This is a genomic window from Streptosporangium sp. H16 (genome assembly GCF_051918855.1).
In the GTDB taxonomy this organism is placed as follows: domain Bacteria; phylum Actinomycetota; class Actinomycetes; order Streptosporangiales; family Streptosporangiaceae; genus Streptosporangium.
This window is the reverse complement of record NZ_JBPXMD010000018.1, coordinates 141,186-154,493: the sequence shown is the minus strand read 5'-3', so window position 1 is coordinate 154,493 and position 13,308 is coordinate 141,186. Positions and strand designations below refer to the sequence as shown.

12 protein-coding genes are annotated in these 13,308 nt (G+C 72.8%); 8 read left to right on the top strand and 4 right to left on the bottom strand.

The features are described 5' to 3' along the window. Positions 1 to 116 precede the first annotated feature (116 nt). A complete protein-coding gene (locus tag ACTOQ2_RS27770; protein ID WP_440103459.1) occupies positions 117 to 2,099 on the bottom strand; it encodes an efflux RND transporter periplasmic adaptor subunit in 1,983 nt (660 codons plus the stop codon). Positions 2,100 to 2,246: 147 nt separating this feature from the next. On the opposite strand from ACTOQ2_RS27770, the gene ACTOQ2_RS27765 reads away from it, so the two are divergent. The 7 genes from ACTOQ2_RS27765 to ACTOQ2_RS27735 all read left to right on the top strand — a co-directional run bounded on the left by ACTOQ2_RS27765 (position 2,247) and on the right by ACTOQ2_RS27735 (position 10,818). Then, positions 2,247 to 3,410 carry an efflux RND transporter periplasmic adaptor subunit gene (locus ACTOQ2_RS27765; RefSeq protein ID WP_440103457.1) on the top strand — a complete coding sequence of 388 codons (1,164 nt, stop codon included), beginning with the start codon at positions 2,247 to 2,249 and terminating at the stop codon, positions 3,408 to 3,410. Further along, positions 3,407 to 4,138 carry an ABC transporter ATP-binding protein gene (locus tag ACTOQ2_RS27760; protein WP_440068916.1) on the top strand — a complete coding sequence of 244 codons (732 nt, stop codon included), beginning with the start codon at positions 3,407 to 3,409 and terminating at the stop codon, positions 4,136 to 4,138. The genes ACTOQ2_RS27765 and ACTOQ2_RS27760 overlap by 4 nt, the downstream gene beginning before the upstream one ends. Next, on the top strand, positions 4,135 to 5,400 hold the full coding sequence (locus ACTOQ2_RS27755; RefSeq protein ID WP_440103455.1) for an ABC transporter permease: 1,266 nt from the start codon (positions 4,135 to 4,137) through the stop codon (positions 5,398 to 5,400). Before ACTOQ2_RS27760 ends, ACTOQ2_RS27755 begins: the two co-directional genes overlap by 4 nt. A gap of 46 nt (positions 5,401 to 5,446) precedes the next feature. Beyond that, positions 5,447 to 6,007: a hypothetical protein gene (locus tag ACTOQ2_RS27750; RefSeq protein WP_440103454.1), complete on the top strand. Its 561-nt coding sequence runs from the start codon at positions 5,447 to 5,449 to the stop codon at positions 6,005 to 6,007. Positions 6,008 to 6,148: 141 nt separating this feature from the next. After that, complete coding sequence (locus ACTOQ2_RS27745; protein WP_440068910.1) at positions 6,149 to 6,889, top strand: response regulator transcription factor; 741 nt, start codon at positions 6,149 to 6,151, stop codon at positions 6,887 to 6,889. Between the two features lie 261 nt (positions 6,890 to 7,150). Then, a complete protein-coding gene (locus tag ACTOQ2_RS27740; protein WP_440103452.1) occupies positions 7,151 to 9,019 on the top strand; it encodes an ABC transporter in 1,869 nt (622 codons plus the stop codon). Continuing rightward, on the top strand, positions 9,016 to 10,818 hold the full coding sequence (locus ACTOQ2_RS27735; protein ID WP_440103451.1) for a GTPase family protein: 1,803 nt from the start codon (positions 9,016 to 9,018) through the stop codon (positions 10,816 to 10,818). Before ACTOQ2_RS27740 ends, ACTOQ2_RS27735 begins: the two co-directional genes overlap by 4 nt. Before the next feature lie 174 nt (positions 10,819 to 10,992). On the opposite strand, the gene ACTOQ2_RS27730 is transcribed toward ACTOQ2_RS27735, so the two are convergent. Beyond that, entirely contained in the window at positions 10,993 to 11,337 is a 345-nt protein-coding gene (locus ACTOQ2_RS27730) for a DUF1036 domain-containing protein (protein WP_440103450.1), read from the bottom strand. Positions 11,338 to 11,339: 2 nt separating this feature from the next. Next, complete coding sequence (locus ACTOQ2_RS27725; protein WP_440103448.1) at positions 11,340 to 11,558, bottom strand: hypothetical protein; 219 nt, start codon at positions 11,556 to 11,558, stop codon at positions 11,340 to 11,342. 379 nt (positions 11,559 to 11,937) lie between these two features. On the opposite strand from ACTOQ2_RS27725, the gene ACTOQ2_RS27720 reads away from it, so the two are divergent. Next, the gene (locus ACTOQ2_RS27720) at positions 11,938 to 12,675 is read left to right on the top strand and encodes an SRPBCC domain-containing protein (protein ID WP_440103446.1); all 738 of its coding nucleotides are present in this window, start codon (positions 11,938 to 11,940) and stop codon (positions 12,673 to 12,675) included. A 115-nt stretch (positions 12,676 to 12,790) separates the two neighbouring features. On the opposite strand, the gene ACTOQ2_RS27715 is transcribed toward ACTOQ2_RS27720, so the two are convergent. After that, complete coding sequence (locus tag ACTOQ2_RS27715; protein ID WP_329086781.1) at positions 12,791 to 13,165, bottom strand: hypothetical protein; 375 nt, start codon at positions 13,163 to 13,165, stop codon at positions 12,791 to 12,793. Positions 13,166 to 13,308 lie beyond the last annotated feature (143 nt).

Sequence of the window (13,308 nt, the reverse complement as noted above, 5' to 3'; positions counted from 1 at the left end):
GGACCCGGCCGGACCCCGATCCCGGACCCGGACCCGGCCGGACCCCACCGGAATCCGGCTGACTCCGCCGGTCCGGCCGGTCCCGCCGGTCCGGCCGATCACCGTCACCGCCCGGTTCAGGGGGCGCCGGTACCGGGTTCCGGCCAGCTGCTGTCGGGGAACTCCCCTCCGGCCGCGCCGCCGGGCAGTACCACCCGGTCGTTCTCGGACAGCCCGGAAGTGACCTCGACGTACCGGTCGCCGCGGACCCCCGTCTCCACGACCCGCTCGGCGCCTCCCCGCACGGTGACCCTGGAGACCCCGTCCCTGGTCCGTACGGCCTGCGCCGGGACGTAGAGCGTCTCGGCGGACTCGGCGACGGTCACGGTGACCGAGGCGGTCTGGCCCACCAGGAGGTTCGCCGGGGGCTCGTCGAACGCGATCGTGACGCCGTACCTCACCAGCCGGTCGCTGGTGGTCGCGGTGGGGGCGATCCCCGTCACGGTGCCCGTGTACCTCTCCCCCTGCCGGGTGGCCAGGGTGATCGCCGCCTGCTGCCCCAACTTCAGGCTGCCGATGTCCGACTCGGTGAACAGCGCCTCCACCTGGAGCTCGTCCAGGTCCCCGAGGGTGAGGAAGGTGCCGGTGCCCGCGCTGTCGCCGACCGCTCCGGCCACGGACATGACGGTGCCGTCGGTGGGGGCGACGATCCGCACACCCGCGAGTTCCTCCTTGGCGTCGGTCAGCTCCGCCCGGGCCTGCTTCACGCGGGCCTCGGCCTGCTCCACGGTGAGCGTCCCCCGCCCGGCTCCGCCGTTCTGCTGGGGACCCTGCCGAGGGCCCTGCTGGGTGTTCCGCCCGCCGTCCTGCCCGGTGTTCCTGTCCGTTCCCGTTCCCGTGCTCGCGCTCGGCTTCGGGGTGGGACATCCGGTGGTGGTGGGCCTGGCAGTGGCGGTCGGTACCGCCGTGCCGGTGGGACCGGTGGGACCGGTGGGACCGGTGGGGCCCGCCGTCGGTCCGGGGTGCTCGCCGGGGCCGGTCGAGGGGCCCGAGGGCGGGACTGCGGGACCGGGGCCAGTGGTCGCGGGCGGCTCGCCCCCGTGCGGCCTCGCGGTCACGGTGACCGTCGCGGTGGCCGTCACGGTCACCGTCGGAGCGGCCGTCACGGTGACGGTGACCGTCGGCGCGGGCTGGGGAGCGCCCTCACCCGTCCGCGCGGCCACCGGTGTCGCGGCCACCGGTGTCGCGGTCGGTGCCGGTACGGACGCGGAGTTCCGCGCCGGAACGGGGGTGGGGGTGAGGGCCGGGGCCGCCGCGAAGCGGTACCCGGCGGGGACTATCCCGCCCGCGGGGACGACCTGTGCCGTCCGCGCCGATCCGGCCGGCGCGGACGCCGGGTACGGCGAGAGCGTGCGCGCCGATCCGGCCGGCGGGGATGTCGAGGGTGGTGAGAGCGTGCGCGCGGGCCCCGGCCCCTGCGTGGGGGCACCCGTCCTGGTCGGGGCGGGCGTGAAGGTGGCATCCGCCCCCGGAGACCGTGTCGTCGTGGGGGTGGCGTTCGCTCCCGGAGGCCGTGTCGCCGTGGGCTCGCAGCCGGCCTGCCTGGCGGGACCCGTCCGGTCCGACCCCGTCCGATCCCCTGTCTGGTCGGACCCCGTCTGATCCCCGGTCCGGTCAACCGCCCGGTCCCCGTCCTGGCCTCCGGCCTGCTGCCCGGCCTCGGCCGTCCCCGTGCTCTCCGGCGTGCTCCCCGCCGTGTCCAGCGCCTCCTCGGCCGCCGCGAGCTGCGCCTTCGCCGCGTCGTAGCGCTCGCGTGCGGGGGCGGAACCGATCCTGGCGAGCACGTCCCCCTTGCCGACCCTGTCCCCGGGCTTGACGTAGACCTTCGTGACCGTCCCCGAACCGCCGAAGGCCAGGTCGCGGGTGCCGTCGTCCACGGTGCTGCCCGCGGCCGACACCGCGGCGGTCACCGTCCCGCGCCTGGCGGACGCCAGTTCCACCCGGGGAGCCTGGTCGGAGCCGCCGTCGAACACGACGATCGCCCCCGTGCCCACCAGGACGAGGGCGGCCAGGGCGAGTCCTCCCGCGCGCAGCTTCTTCGGGAGATGGGTCGGTCTCATGGCGGACATCCTGGACCGCCTGATTCACAGCATGCTCACAGGTCCCTGAAGGTTTGCTGTGCATCCTGGGCGGTACGACCAGGTCTGCAGGAAATCTTCAGCCTTTGCCGGGGTGAGTCCAAGCCTGATGCGCCAGGGTCAGGCGCTGTGAAGCTGTCGACCAAGCGCGGAGCGCTGATCGTGAACGGGACCCTGGGGGTCCTGTTGCTGGGCGGAGTGGTGATCGCCTACTCCTCCCTCGGCGGCGAGGCCTCATCCGCCGACGCCGCGGTGCGGACCGTGGCGGTGACCCGTGCCACGGTCTCGGCCTCCGTCTCCGCCTCGGGAACCGTGGCCAGCGCCCGCGCCCGGTCCCTCTCCTTCGGATCGAGCGGCACCGTCGAGAAGATCTACGTCAAGGCCGGGGACAAGGTCACCGCGGGGCAGATCCTCGCCCGGCTGGACGACGACTCGGCGCAGGAGAGCCTGGACGCGGCCGCCGCCGCCCTCGACACCGCCGACGACGACACCTCCACCGCCGCGGCCTACGCCCAGTACGTCACGGCCAGGAACACCTACCGGTCCGCGAAGCGCGCGGTGGAGGGCACCGTCATCAAGGCGCCGTTCGCCGGTACGGTCACCGCCGTCAACGGCACGGTCGGCGGCTCCTCGGGCACCGCCGCCAAGGCCGCGACCAACGCGAAGAACTCGGCCGGTTCCGGGGCCTCCGCGAACTCGGACGGCGCGGCGAACGCCTCGGGCGGGTTCGTCGACCTCGCCGACACCCGCAGGCTCGAACTCGTCGCCACCTTCACCGAGGCCGACGTCACCAAGCTCAAGATCGGCCAGACGGCCTCCATCGGGTTCGACGCGCTCACCGGGGTCACCGCCTCCGGCAAGGTCACCCAGATCCAGCCGACCGCCACCACCAGCAACAACGTGGTCCAGTACCCGGTGACGATCTCCTTCACCAAGGTGCCGAAGCAGGTCAGGCTCGGCCAGACGGCCACGGTCGGGGTCGTCGTCGAGCGCGCCGAGGACGTGCTCGCCGTCTCCTCCGCGGTGATCTCCACGGCGGGCGGGCGGAGCACGGTGACCGTACTGCGGGACGGGCGCCAGGTGCCCGTCCAGGTGGAGACCGGGATCAAGGGCGACGCGCTCACCGAGATCAGGTCCGGGCTCGCCGAGGGCGACCGGGTGGTCCGCCCGGCGGCCACCGAGACCACCCGGCAGGGCGGCGGCTTCCCCGGCCTCGGCGGCGGGGGCGGCGGTCGCAACGGCGGGGGCGGAGGCGGCGGCATGCGCCCCGCCGGGGGAGGGAACGGCCGATGACCGTCCCCGTCCTGTCCCTCACGGACATCACCAAGGTGTACGGCAGGGGAGACGCCGAGGTCCGGGCGCTGCGCGGGGTGTCGCTCAGCGTCGACCGGGGCGACTACGTCGCCATCATGGGCGCCTCGGGCTCCGGCAAGTCCACGCTCATGAACATCCTGGGCTGCCTGGACGTGCCCACCTCCGGCGACTACCGCATCGACGGCACCGACGTCGGCTCGCTGGACGAGCGCAGGCTCGCCGTCCTCCGCAACCGGAAGATCGGATTCGTCTTCCAGTCGTTCAACCTGATCCCCCGGATGAGCGCGCTCGCCAACGTCGAGCTGCCCATGGCGTACGGCGGGGTCGGCGCCGCCGACCGGCGGGCCCGCGCCCTGGCGGCCCTGGAACAGGTCGGCCTGTCCGACCGGGTCCGCCACGAGCCGAACGAGCTCTCCGGCGGCCAGCAGCAGCGGGTGGCCGTGGCCAGGGCGCTGGTCACCGCGCCCGCCCTCCTGCTCGCCGACGAGCCGACCGGCAACCTCGACACCGCCTCCACCGGGGACGTGCTGGGCATCCTCGACCGGCTGAGCGTCGCGGGCCGGACGATCGTGATCATCACCCACGAGGACGACGTGGCCGCCCACGCCAAGCGGGTCATCCGCCTGGTGGACGGCCGGATCGTCGAGGACCGCCGCCAGGCCCCCGCCGACGGCCTCCCGCCCCGCATGCCGGAGGTCACCGCGTGAGCCGGCTCGAGATCCTGAGGTTCGCGCTCCGCGGGCTGGCCGCCAACAAGCTGCGCAGCTTCCTGACCACCCTCGGCATCCTCATCGGGGTGGCGGCGGTGATCCTGCTGGTCGCCTTCGGCGAGGGGGCCTCGCAGAGCATCCAGCAGTCCATCCAGCGGCTCGGCGCCAACACCCTCACCGTCTCGGCGTCCTTCGCCGGGGGCGGCGGCGGAGGTTTCGGGGGAGGGGGCGGGGGCCGGGCGGCCGGGGGCCAGAACGAGGGCCCGCGTACCCAGGCCAGGCAGCTCACCCTGGAGGACGCCAGGGCGCTGACCGACCGCGAGCAGGTTCCCTCGGTGCGGAGCGTGTCGCCCGTGGTGACCGCGAACGCGGCCACCGCCGTCCACGAGGGCGCCAGCCACACGATCGCGCAGTTCGTGGGCACCTACCCCAGTTACTTCGAGGCCACGAACAGGCCCGTCGAGAGCGGCACCTACTTCGTCAACGACGACGTGCTCGCCGCCAGGAAGGTCATGGTCATCGGGCGGACGGTGGCCGAGGAGCTGTTCGGTACGGCCGATCCGGTCGGCAGGCCGGTCAGCGTCTCCGGGGTGCCGTTCACGGTGATCGGGGTGCTCAGGGAGTCGGGCTCGGCGGGCATGCAGGACGCCGACGACGTGGCCGTCGTGCCGCTGCCCGCCGTGCAGCAGAGCCTGACGGGGTTCGGCGCGCTCGGCTCGATCATCGTGCAGGCGACCGGTGCCGACACGACCGACTCCGCCCAGGCCGAGGTGACCGCCGTGCTCAACCAGCGGCACGGCATCACCCCGGCGGGCGTCGCGGACTACCGGATCCTGAACCAGGCCACCCTGCAGGAGACCGTCAGCTCGACCGTGGGAATCTTCACCGCCCTGCTCGGCGCGGTCGCCGCCATCTCCCTGCTGGTCGGCGGCATCGGCATCACCAACATCATGCTCGTCACCGTCACCGAACGGACCAGGGAGATCGGCATCAGGAAGGCCATCGGCGCGCCCAGGAGCGCCATTCTCGGCCAGTTCCTGCTGGAGGCGACGGTGCTGAGCCTGGTGGGCGGCCTGTCGGGGGTCGCGGTCGCCTTCGCCGGCACCCGCTTCACGATCGCCGGGATCTCACCGGTGCTCGTACCGTCCTCGATCGCGCTGGCCCTGGGCGTCTCCGTGGGCATCGGGCTGTTCTTCGGCGGCTACCCGGCCAACCGGGCGGCCAGGCTCCGGCCCATCGAGGCACTGCGTCACGAGTGACCCGTACGGCTTACCCGGCTCAGGCGGCTTAGGCAAGGAGAGAGACATGGGCGGCGACGCCGACGAGACGGTCCCGGCGGGGAGAGCGCTGGAGAGTTCCCCGTTCCGGGGGGACCTGGACAGCGAGCTGGCGGCCCGGCCGCCGCGCCGCCTGCCGACGCTCACCCTCGTGCTGGGCGCCGGGGTGATGCTCGTGGCGGGGGTGATCGTGGGCATCCAGGCCCAGAAGGCGATGGGCGGTCCGTCCGGCGTCCCCGCGACGGCGACGCGGCAGGGCGACATGGGCCCCGGTGGCTTCGGCGGTTTCGGCGGCGGCCAGGGCCGTCAAGGGGGCCAGGAGGCCGGTCAGGACGGTGGTGGCCGGGGTGGCATGACCGTCGGCACGGTGCAGCGGGTCGAGGACGGCAAGGTCTACGTCCAGACGGCGGACGGCTCGGTCGTGACCGTGAACACCACGGACGAGACGTCCGTACGCGTCACGAAGGAGGGCAAGGTCACCGACCTCGAGCCCGGAGGCGCGGTGGTCGTACGCGGGGCGGCGGCCGACGACGGCTCGGTGACCGCGACCGTGATCACCGAGCCGTCGTCGGGCGCCGGACGCCGGTGAACCGGCCGCGGGCGAGGGGCGGGCCGTTTCCTGTAGGCGGTGGTGAACCGGGTTTCCCTGGGCGGCGCGCCGGTCGCCGTGAGCGCGGGCGAACCGCTTCTCGCAAGCGGTGCCGGGACGGTTCTCAGGAAACGTTCAGCCATGGCTGAGCTGCGTTCCAGCGAGGTGGGCGAGCCTCGGGATGTGCTGGACAGAGTGGAAGCCCGATTGCTGGTCGTGGACGACGAACCGAATATCAGGGAGTTGCTCTCGGCCAGCCTGCGCCTGTCCGGGTTCGAGGTGGTGACCGCGGTGGACGGCAGGGAGGCCGTGCACTTCGCCGAGCGCATCCGCCCCGACCTGGTCGTGCTGGACGTGATGCTGCCCGACATGGACGGCTTCGCCGTGGCGGGGCGGCTGCGGGAGATGAGCGGGCAGATGCCCGTGCTCTTCCTGACCGCCAGGGACGCCACCGACGACAAGGTCGCCGGGCTGCGCCTGGCCGACGACTACGTGACCAAGCCGTTCAGCCTGGAGGAGGTCCTCGCCCGCATCCGGGCCGTGCTCCGCCGTACCAGGGGAGACCTCGACCTGCCGGTCCGCCTGCAGGTCGGTGACCTCGAGCTGGACGAGGAGGCGCACCAGGTCTGGCGCTCCGGCGTCCCGGTACGGCTGTCGCCGACCGAGTTCAAGCTCCTGCACTACTTCATGGTCAACACCGGCAGGGTGCTCTCCAAGGCGCAGATCCTCGACCACGTCTGGAACTACGACTTCGGCGGCGACGCCGGGGTGGTCGAGTCCTACGTCTCCTACCTGCGCCGGAAGGTCGACACGGCCGAGCCCCGGCTCATCCACACCCTCCGCGGCGTGGGCTATGTGCTGCGACCGCCCCATAGTGATTGAATCTTCAGCTGATATTCAGCGTTAGCTGACCCGTTTCTGAGTTTTGTGTGTTCCAATAGACAATGCACGACCCCCGATCACCTCGGAAGCATCCGATGGGCTCGGGCTCGCCTCCAGCTGCGGGGGAGACGAGCTCGGCACGGCCCGCGGATGAGGTCCGAGGGCTGGGCCCCACCGCTTTACCGAGTTCGCCCCCGTAACCCGGTCGAGCGGTGGGGCCAAACGCGTCTAGAGGGGCCCTCGTAGGGCAGGATCGACCGTATGGGTGACAACGACGGTCTTCTGGAGACGCTGCGAGAGCTGCGGTGCCATCTCGACCGCGACCTGTTCCCCCTCGCGATCGGCGACGTGGCGGCCGACCGCCGGGCGCTGCGCGAGCTGACCGGCCAGCTCGACGACTACCTGATCCCCCGGCTGAGCGCGATCGACGCTCCGCTGCTCGCCGTCGTCGGCGGCTCCACCGGGGCGGGAAAATCCACGCTGGTGAACTCCCTGGTCGCCGAGGACGTCTCCGAGCCGGGCGTGCTGCGGCCCACGACGATGGCCCCCACCCTGGTCACCAGCCCCGTCGACCGCGAGTGGTTCACCGCCCAGAACGTCCTGCCCGGCCTGCCGCGCGTCACCGGGAGCGGCAGGGGTGAGCCCGGCACGCTCCGGATCGTCACCGCCGCGGCCGTCCCGCCGGGCCTGGCCCTGCTCGACGCCCCCGACATCGACTCGATCGTCACCGCCAACCGCGAGCTGGCCGCCCAGCTGCTCGCCGCCGCCGACCTGTGGTTGTTCACCACCACCGCCTCCCGGTACGCGGACGAGGTCCCCTGGAGTTTCCTGCGTTCGGCCAGGGAGCGGAGCACGGCCCTCGCCGTCGTCCTGTCCAGGGTCCCCCCCGAGGCCATGGGCGTGGTGCGCAAGGACCTGAACCGGTTGCTGGAGGCGAACGGCCTGGGCGGGACGCACCTTTTCGAGGTGCCCGAGCTGGTACTGCCCGACGAGAACGCCCGCCTGCCGCGCCAGGCGGTCCAGCCGATCGCCGACTGGCTCATCGCCATCGCCGCCGACTCCCGCTCCCGCGCCGAGGTGGTGCGCCAGACCCTGTCCGGCGCGCTGGAGAGCCTCTCCACCCGCGTGCCCGCGCTCGCCGCGGCGGTCGACCGCCAGCACACCGGGGCCGAGGAGCTCCGCTCGATGGCGGACGCCGCCTACGCCGTGGGCCTGTCCACCTTCGACGAGGGCATGCGGGACGGGTCGCTGCTGCGCGGCGAGGTCCTGGCCCGCTGGCAGGACTTCATCGGGACCGGCGACCTGATGCGCTCCCTGGAGAGCAGGGTCGGCAGGTTCAGGGACCGGGTCATGGCCTTCGTCACCGGGCGGCCCGCGCCCGAGAGCGAGCTGCGGACCGCTCTGGAGAGCGGGGTGGAGGCGCTGATCAGGGCCTCGGCCGACAGCGCCGCCGAACGCCTGCTGGAGTCGTGGTCGTCGCATCCCTCGGGGCGGGCCCTCCTCGAACGCGAGGGGGTCGCCGTCGCCGGGCGTCTCGGCCGCGCCTCCGCCGACCTGCCCGCCAGGGCCGAGGAGGCCGTCAGGGGCTGGCAGTCGTACGTGCTCGACCTGGTCCGCGAGGAGGGGGCGGACAGGCGGACCACCGCCCGCGTCACCTCGTTCGGCCTCAACGGGGCCGGGTTGCTGCTGATGATCGCGGTGTTCGCCTCGACCGGCGGCCTGACCGGCATCGAGGTCGGCATCGCCGGAGGCACCAGCGTGCTCAGCCAGAAGGTCCTGGAGGCCGTCTTCGGCGATCAGGCCGTCCGTGACCTCACCGTCAAGGCCCGCTCCGACCTGCGCGCCCGCGTGGCGATCCTCCTCGGTCAGGAGGCCGGCCGCTTCACCGACCTGCTGGACGCCGTCCAGCCCCCCGAGGGCACCGCCCCCGCCCTCCGCGCCACCGCCGACGCCGTACGCGAGCACCTGCGCGAGCTCCCCGTCGCGGACCGCCGGGCCGCGCTCCCCGCGGGTTCCGTCCCGATCGCCGCGGGGGAGTCCCGGAGACCGCCCGACGGCCTCCCACACGTGACCGGCGCACCTGACGGCGTTTCGCGTGCCACCGGTGCGGGAGAGGCGGGCCAGGCGTGAAGCTGCTGCGACGAGAGAAGACGGTCTCGCTGGACGACCGGCTGGCGGCGCTGGCGCGCGCCGCCGACCTGGCCGACGGGAGGCTGGACGCCGACGCGGTCGCCGCGGCGCGTTCGGTGATCTCCCGCGCCGGCGTACGCGCGAGCCTGTCGGTCGACCACACCGCGGTCGCGCTGGCGGGGGCCACCGGCAGCGGCAAGTCCTCGCTGTTCAACCTGCTGTCGGGTACCTCACTCGCCACGGTCGGCGTCACCAGGCCGACCACCTCGACCGCTCAGGCCGCGCTCTGGGAGGGCGCCGGGGCGGGACCGCTGCTCGACTGGCTGGAGATCCCCCGCCGTCACGAGCTCCTCGACACCTCCGCCCAGGTCGCCCAGAGCCCGTGGCACGGGAACGGTGAGGGGCCCCGGCCCGGCACCGGCCGGTCGGCCGGTGCGAGCGGGACCGAGCTGAGCGAGCGGGACGGCGGGACGGCTTTCGGGACGGAAGGGGAGGCCGCCGGGCTGATCCTGCTGGACCTGCCCGACCACGACTCGATCGAGCCTTCGCACCGACTGGAGGTCGACAGGCTCGTCGAGCTGGTCGACCTGCTGGTGTGGGTGCTCGACCCGCAGAAGTACGCCGACGCGGCCGTCCACGACCGCTACCTGCGGCCGCTGGCCCGGCACCGGGACGTCATGGTCGTCGTCCTCAACCAGGTCGACCGGCTCTCCCCGGCCGCCGCCGAGCGGTGCCTGAAGGACCTCCGGCGGCTCCTCGACGAGGACGGGCTGACCGGTGTCCCGGTGGTCGGGGCGTCCACCCGTACCGGCGCGGGCATCCCCGAGCTGAGCTCGCTGCTCACCTCCCGGGTCGCCGACCGGCGGTCCTGGTCCGCCCGCCTCGCCGCCGACGCGGGGATGGCCGCCGACGCGCTCCTCCAGGCGTCCGGCGTCACCCCCGGCAAGACCCCTCCTGACGTCGCGAGCGGGCCGGACGGCCTGGCGAGGCCGCTGAGGGACGCGCTGTCGCAGGCCGCCGGGGTGCCGGTCGTCGTCGAGGCCGTGGCCAAGTCCCACCGGCACCGCTCGGTCGCCGCCACCGGCTGGCCGCCCACCCGGTGGATCCGCCGTCTGCGGCCCGACCCGCTCCGCCGCCTCCGCCTGGACGCCACGAGCCGGTCCACTGGAGAACGGGTGGTGCCAAGGGAGCCAGGAGAGCCGGGGAACGTCATCGGAAGGACGTCGATCCCCGTCGCGACCGTCGTCCAGCGCTCCCGGATGGACACCGCGATCCGCGAGGCCGCCGGCGCCGCCTCCGCGGGGCTTCCCGCGCCGTGGGCCGCCGCCGTGCGGCAGGCGGCGAGGTCGCGCGGAGACGAGCTGGAGGACGGCCTGGACCGGGCGGTGGCCACCACCTCGCTCGGGGTCTCCAAGCGGCCCCTGTGGTGGCGGCTGGCCGGGCTGGCGCAGTGGCTGGCGCTCGCGACGGTGCTCGCCGGGGGGATCTGGCTGCTCGCCCTGGTCGCCCTCGACTATCTCCGACTTCCGCAGCTCTACCTGCCGACCGCGGGGGAGCTGCCCTGGCCGACCACGCTGCTGATCGGGGGCGTCCTGCTCGGTCTGCTGATCGCGCTGCTCTCCCGGGTGGCCGCCTGGCTCGGTGGCCGGCGCCGGGCCCGCAAGGCGGCGAAGGCGCTGCGGTCGAGCGTCGACAAGGTCGGCCGCGAGATGGTACTGGATCCCATGGAGGAGGAGCTGACCCGGTATCAGCACTTCACCGAGGCGGTCACGGTGGCCGGGAACGGAACCCGCGGATAGCCCGCGGACAGGCGGACGGTTTCGGCGGGGATCGAGCGCCTCCCGGGCGAAGGGGGACGGACCCTGGAGAAGGGATTCTGGCGTCCGTCTCTCAGGAGGCGCTCATCCGCGTCCTCTCCCACTGCCGCGCGGAGCCGGTCGGGGCCGGCCGGCGCGTCATGTGGGGGGAGCGCGTCAGGAAGTGAGATTCACGTAGTAGCTCGAGTAGCCGTTCATGTCGATCAGCCGGGTGCCGACGAGCCTGGCGGCGGTGCTGCCGATGCCGATGCAGGAGTCGAAGGCGTTCTGGTAGACGTACATCGGGCCGTAGGCGCCGGTCCAGACGGCTCCGTTGGCCGCTTCGGCGTAGTAGGCGGCGTAGCGGTTGTCGGTGTTGAGGACGAACGCCTCGCCGCCCGGGTTGATGGGCCACCAGCCCCGGGTGCCCCACTGACCGTAGTCGCGGCAGCCGTCGGGGCTGTAGAACATGATCGCGACCCACACCTTGGAGGTGTAGCGGTTACGGAAGTGCAGTTGCATCTCTACTCCTCCGGTTCCGTGAATCGCATGGCGAGGGGCCTGTCGTCGATCGGCTGGTCGGCCAGGGGCGGCAGGTGGTCGTCGGTCTTCGCGACCACGGCGGCACGGTCGGCCGCTCCCGGCCGCTCGTCCGTCTCGCCCGTGTTGGCCGCCGCCGCGTCCGCGAACGCCACCCGGGGGTCGGGGGAGCGTTCAGTGCCGTTGTCCGGCATGTGGCTCACCTACATTCGTTGAGTTCGTAGAGTGATTACTCGATAACATACAGTCACTTCCAAGGCCATGTAAAGAATCGTTTTCATTCCCGGCCACCTGCGGAGGCCCGGGGACTCGGAGTCCGGGCGTGTGGTCTCCCCGGCCGCGTCGGTGGCTCGGGCCTCGGCCGTTCGGCTCGTTTCACCTGCACCGACACGCTCGGCCGGTCCGCCACCGGCCGCGGCGGGGGCGGGGGTGGCGGGTCCGCCTGCCTGTCCGTCACCGACAATTTTTCTTGTATTGACGATAGGAGTCGTCGGACGCTATCGTCGAGGCATGTTCGAAGGGGGATTTCGAACACCGCACCGCGGATCGCCGCGGGCGGCGACGACACCAAGGAGCCCTGACATGTCGCACGAATTCCGTCTCACCCACGACGTGGATCTCCAGGCCACCCCCGAGGAGGTCTGGGAGGCGATCGCGACCGGCCCCGGCGTCGACTCGTGGTTCATGGGCAAGAACGAGATCGAGCCTCGCGAGGGCGGCAGGACGTCCATGGCGATGCCCGGCTTCACCGGCGAGGCCACGGTCACCGCCTGGGAGCCGCCGCACCGGTTCGGCTACCGCTCGGAGCCCGGAGAGGACGGCGCGTTCATGGCGTTCGAATACCTCGTGGAGGGCCGTGACGGTGGCGGCGCCGTGCTGCGGTTCGTGCACAGCGGCGTCCTGACCGGCGACTGGGAGGCGGAGTACGACGCGCTCCGCAAGGGCAACCCGCTCTATCTGCGGACCCTCGCGCGGTATCTGGAGCACTTCCCGGGCCGCACCGCCGTGCCGGTCACCGCGCTCGCCCCACAGCAGCCCGACGAGAACCTGGCCTGGGCCGGCCTCACGCGCGCCGTGGGCCTGTCCAAGGACGTCAGCGAGGGGGACAAGGTCCACTTCACGATCGACGGGCAGAGCGTGGACGGCCTGGTCGACACGGTGCTCGCCCCCGGCTTCCTGGGCGTGCGGACCGACGACGCGCTACTGCGGTTCGTCGGGGGCGGCGGCGTCATCATGACCGGCCACCACATCTTCGCCGACGTCGACCAGGCCGACGCCGAGCGGATCTGGGGCGCGTGGCTCGCGTCCGTCTACGCCTGAGCCGCCCGGCCATGAAGATCATGAAGTTCGTGTGGACACCCGCCCGGGCTGCCGCGGTCCGCCGCCGTCACCCTTCCGCCGAGGGACGGCGGGCGGAAAGCCGCTCAGGCTGTCGTCACCGGTAGCGGAAGCCGTCGAAGAAGCGGCGGAAGACACCGCCGATGCGGGGCAGGGGCTCGGCCGGGGGCGGCGCCTGCGCGCGCTGCCTGGCGATGGGCTGGTCGTAGTCGGTCCGCGCGATGGCGTCGAGGACCTGCTGCTCGTCGAAGTCCTCGGACCCCTCGATCACGGGGACGAAACCGACCAGCATCCCGTTGCGCATCACCTGGGCTTCGAGGCCCGCGGTGCCGTCGGTGTCCCATTCGGCCTCGCGCCCGTCGGGCAGTGACACGCGTATCCCGAACTGATACACGCCGACCCTCGCCAGGTGGCCGTCTATTCCGCGATCGCGCAGCGCGTCAACGATCCGTCGTGCCCGGTTCTCTTCCACCCCTCCCAGGATAGGTCGGCCGGATCCCGTCCGCTCATGAGGTCGCCGGTGAGCGCGCCGAGTGACGGACACCTCGTGCCAGGGGCGATCCGGGAGACCGTTCTTCCGGTGGAGAGCGTGATCGCGATGTAATCGAGGCTGTA

What these genes read in the sequence shown, in the direction of transcription:
- ACTOQ2_RS27770 (WP_440103459.1), bottom strand. Translation starts at nt 2,099, where the DNA reads ATGAGACCGACCCATCTCCCGAAGAAGCTGCGCGCGGGAGGACTCGCC.
- ACTOQ2_RS27760 (WP_440068916.1), top strand. Translation starts at nt 3,407, where the DNA reads ATGACCGTCCCCGTCCTGTCCCTCACGGACATCACCAAGGTGTACGGC.
- ACTOQ2_RS27750 (WP_440103454.1), top strand. Translation starts at nt 5,447, where the DNA reads ATGGGCGGCGACGCCGACGAGACGGTCCCGGCGGGGAGAGCGCTGGAG.
- ACTOQ2_RS27745 (WP_440068910.1), top strand. Translation starts at nt 6,149, where the DNA reads ATGGCTGAGCTGCGTTCCAGCGAGGTGGGCGAGCCTCGGGATGTGCTG.
- ACTOQ2_RS27740 (WP_440103452.1), top strand. Translation starts at nt 7,151, where the DNA reads ATGGGTGACAACGACGGTCTTCTGGAGACGCTGCGAGAGCTGCGGTGC.
- ACTOQ2_RS27730 (WP_440103450.1), bottom strand. Translation starts at nt 11,337, where the DNA reads ATGCAACTGCACTTCCGTAACCGCTACACCTCCAAGGTGTGGGTCGCG.
- ACTOQ2_RS27720 (WP_440103446.1), top strand. Translation starts at nt 11,938, where the DNA reads ATGTCGCACGAATTCCGTCTCACCCACGACGTGGATCTCCAGGCCACC.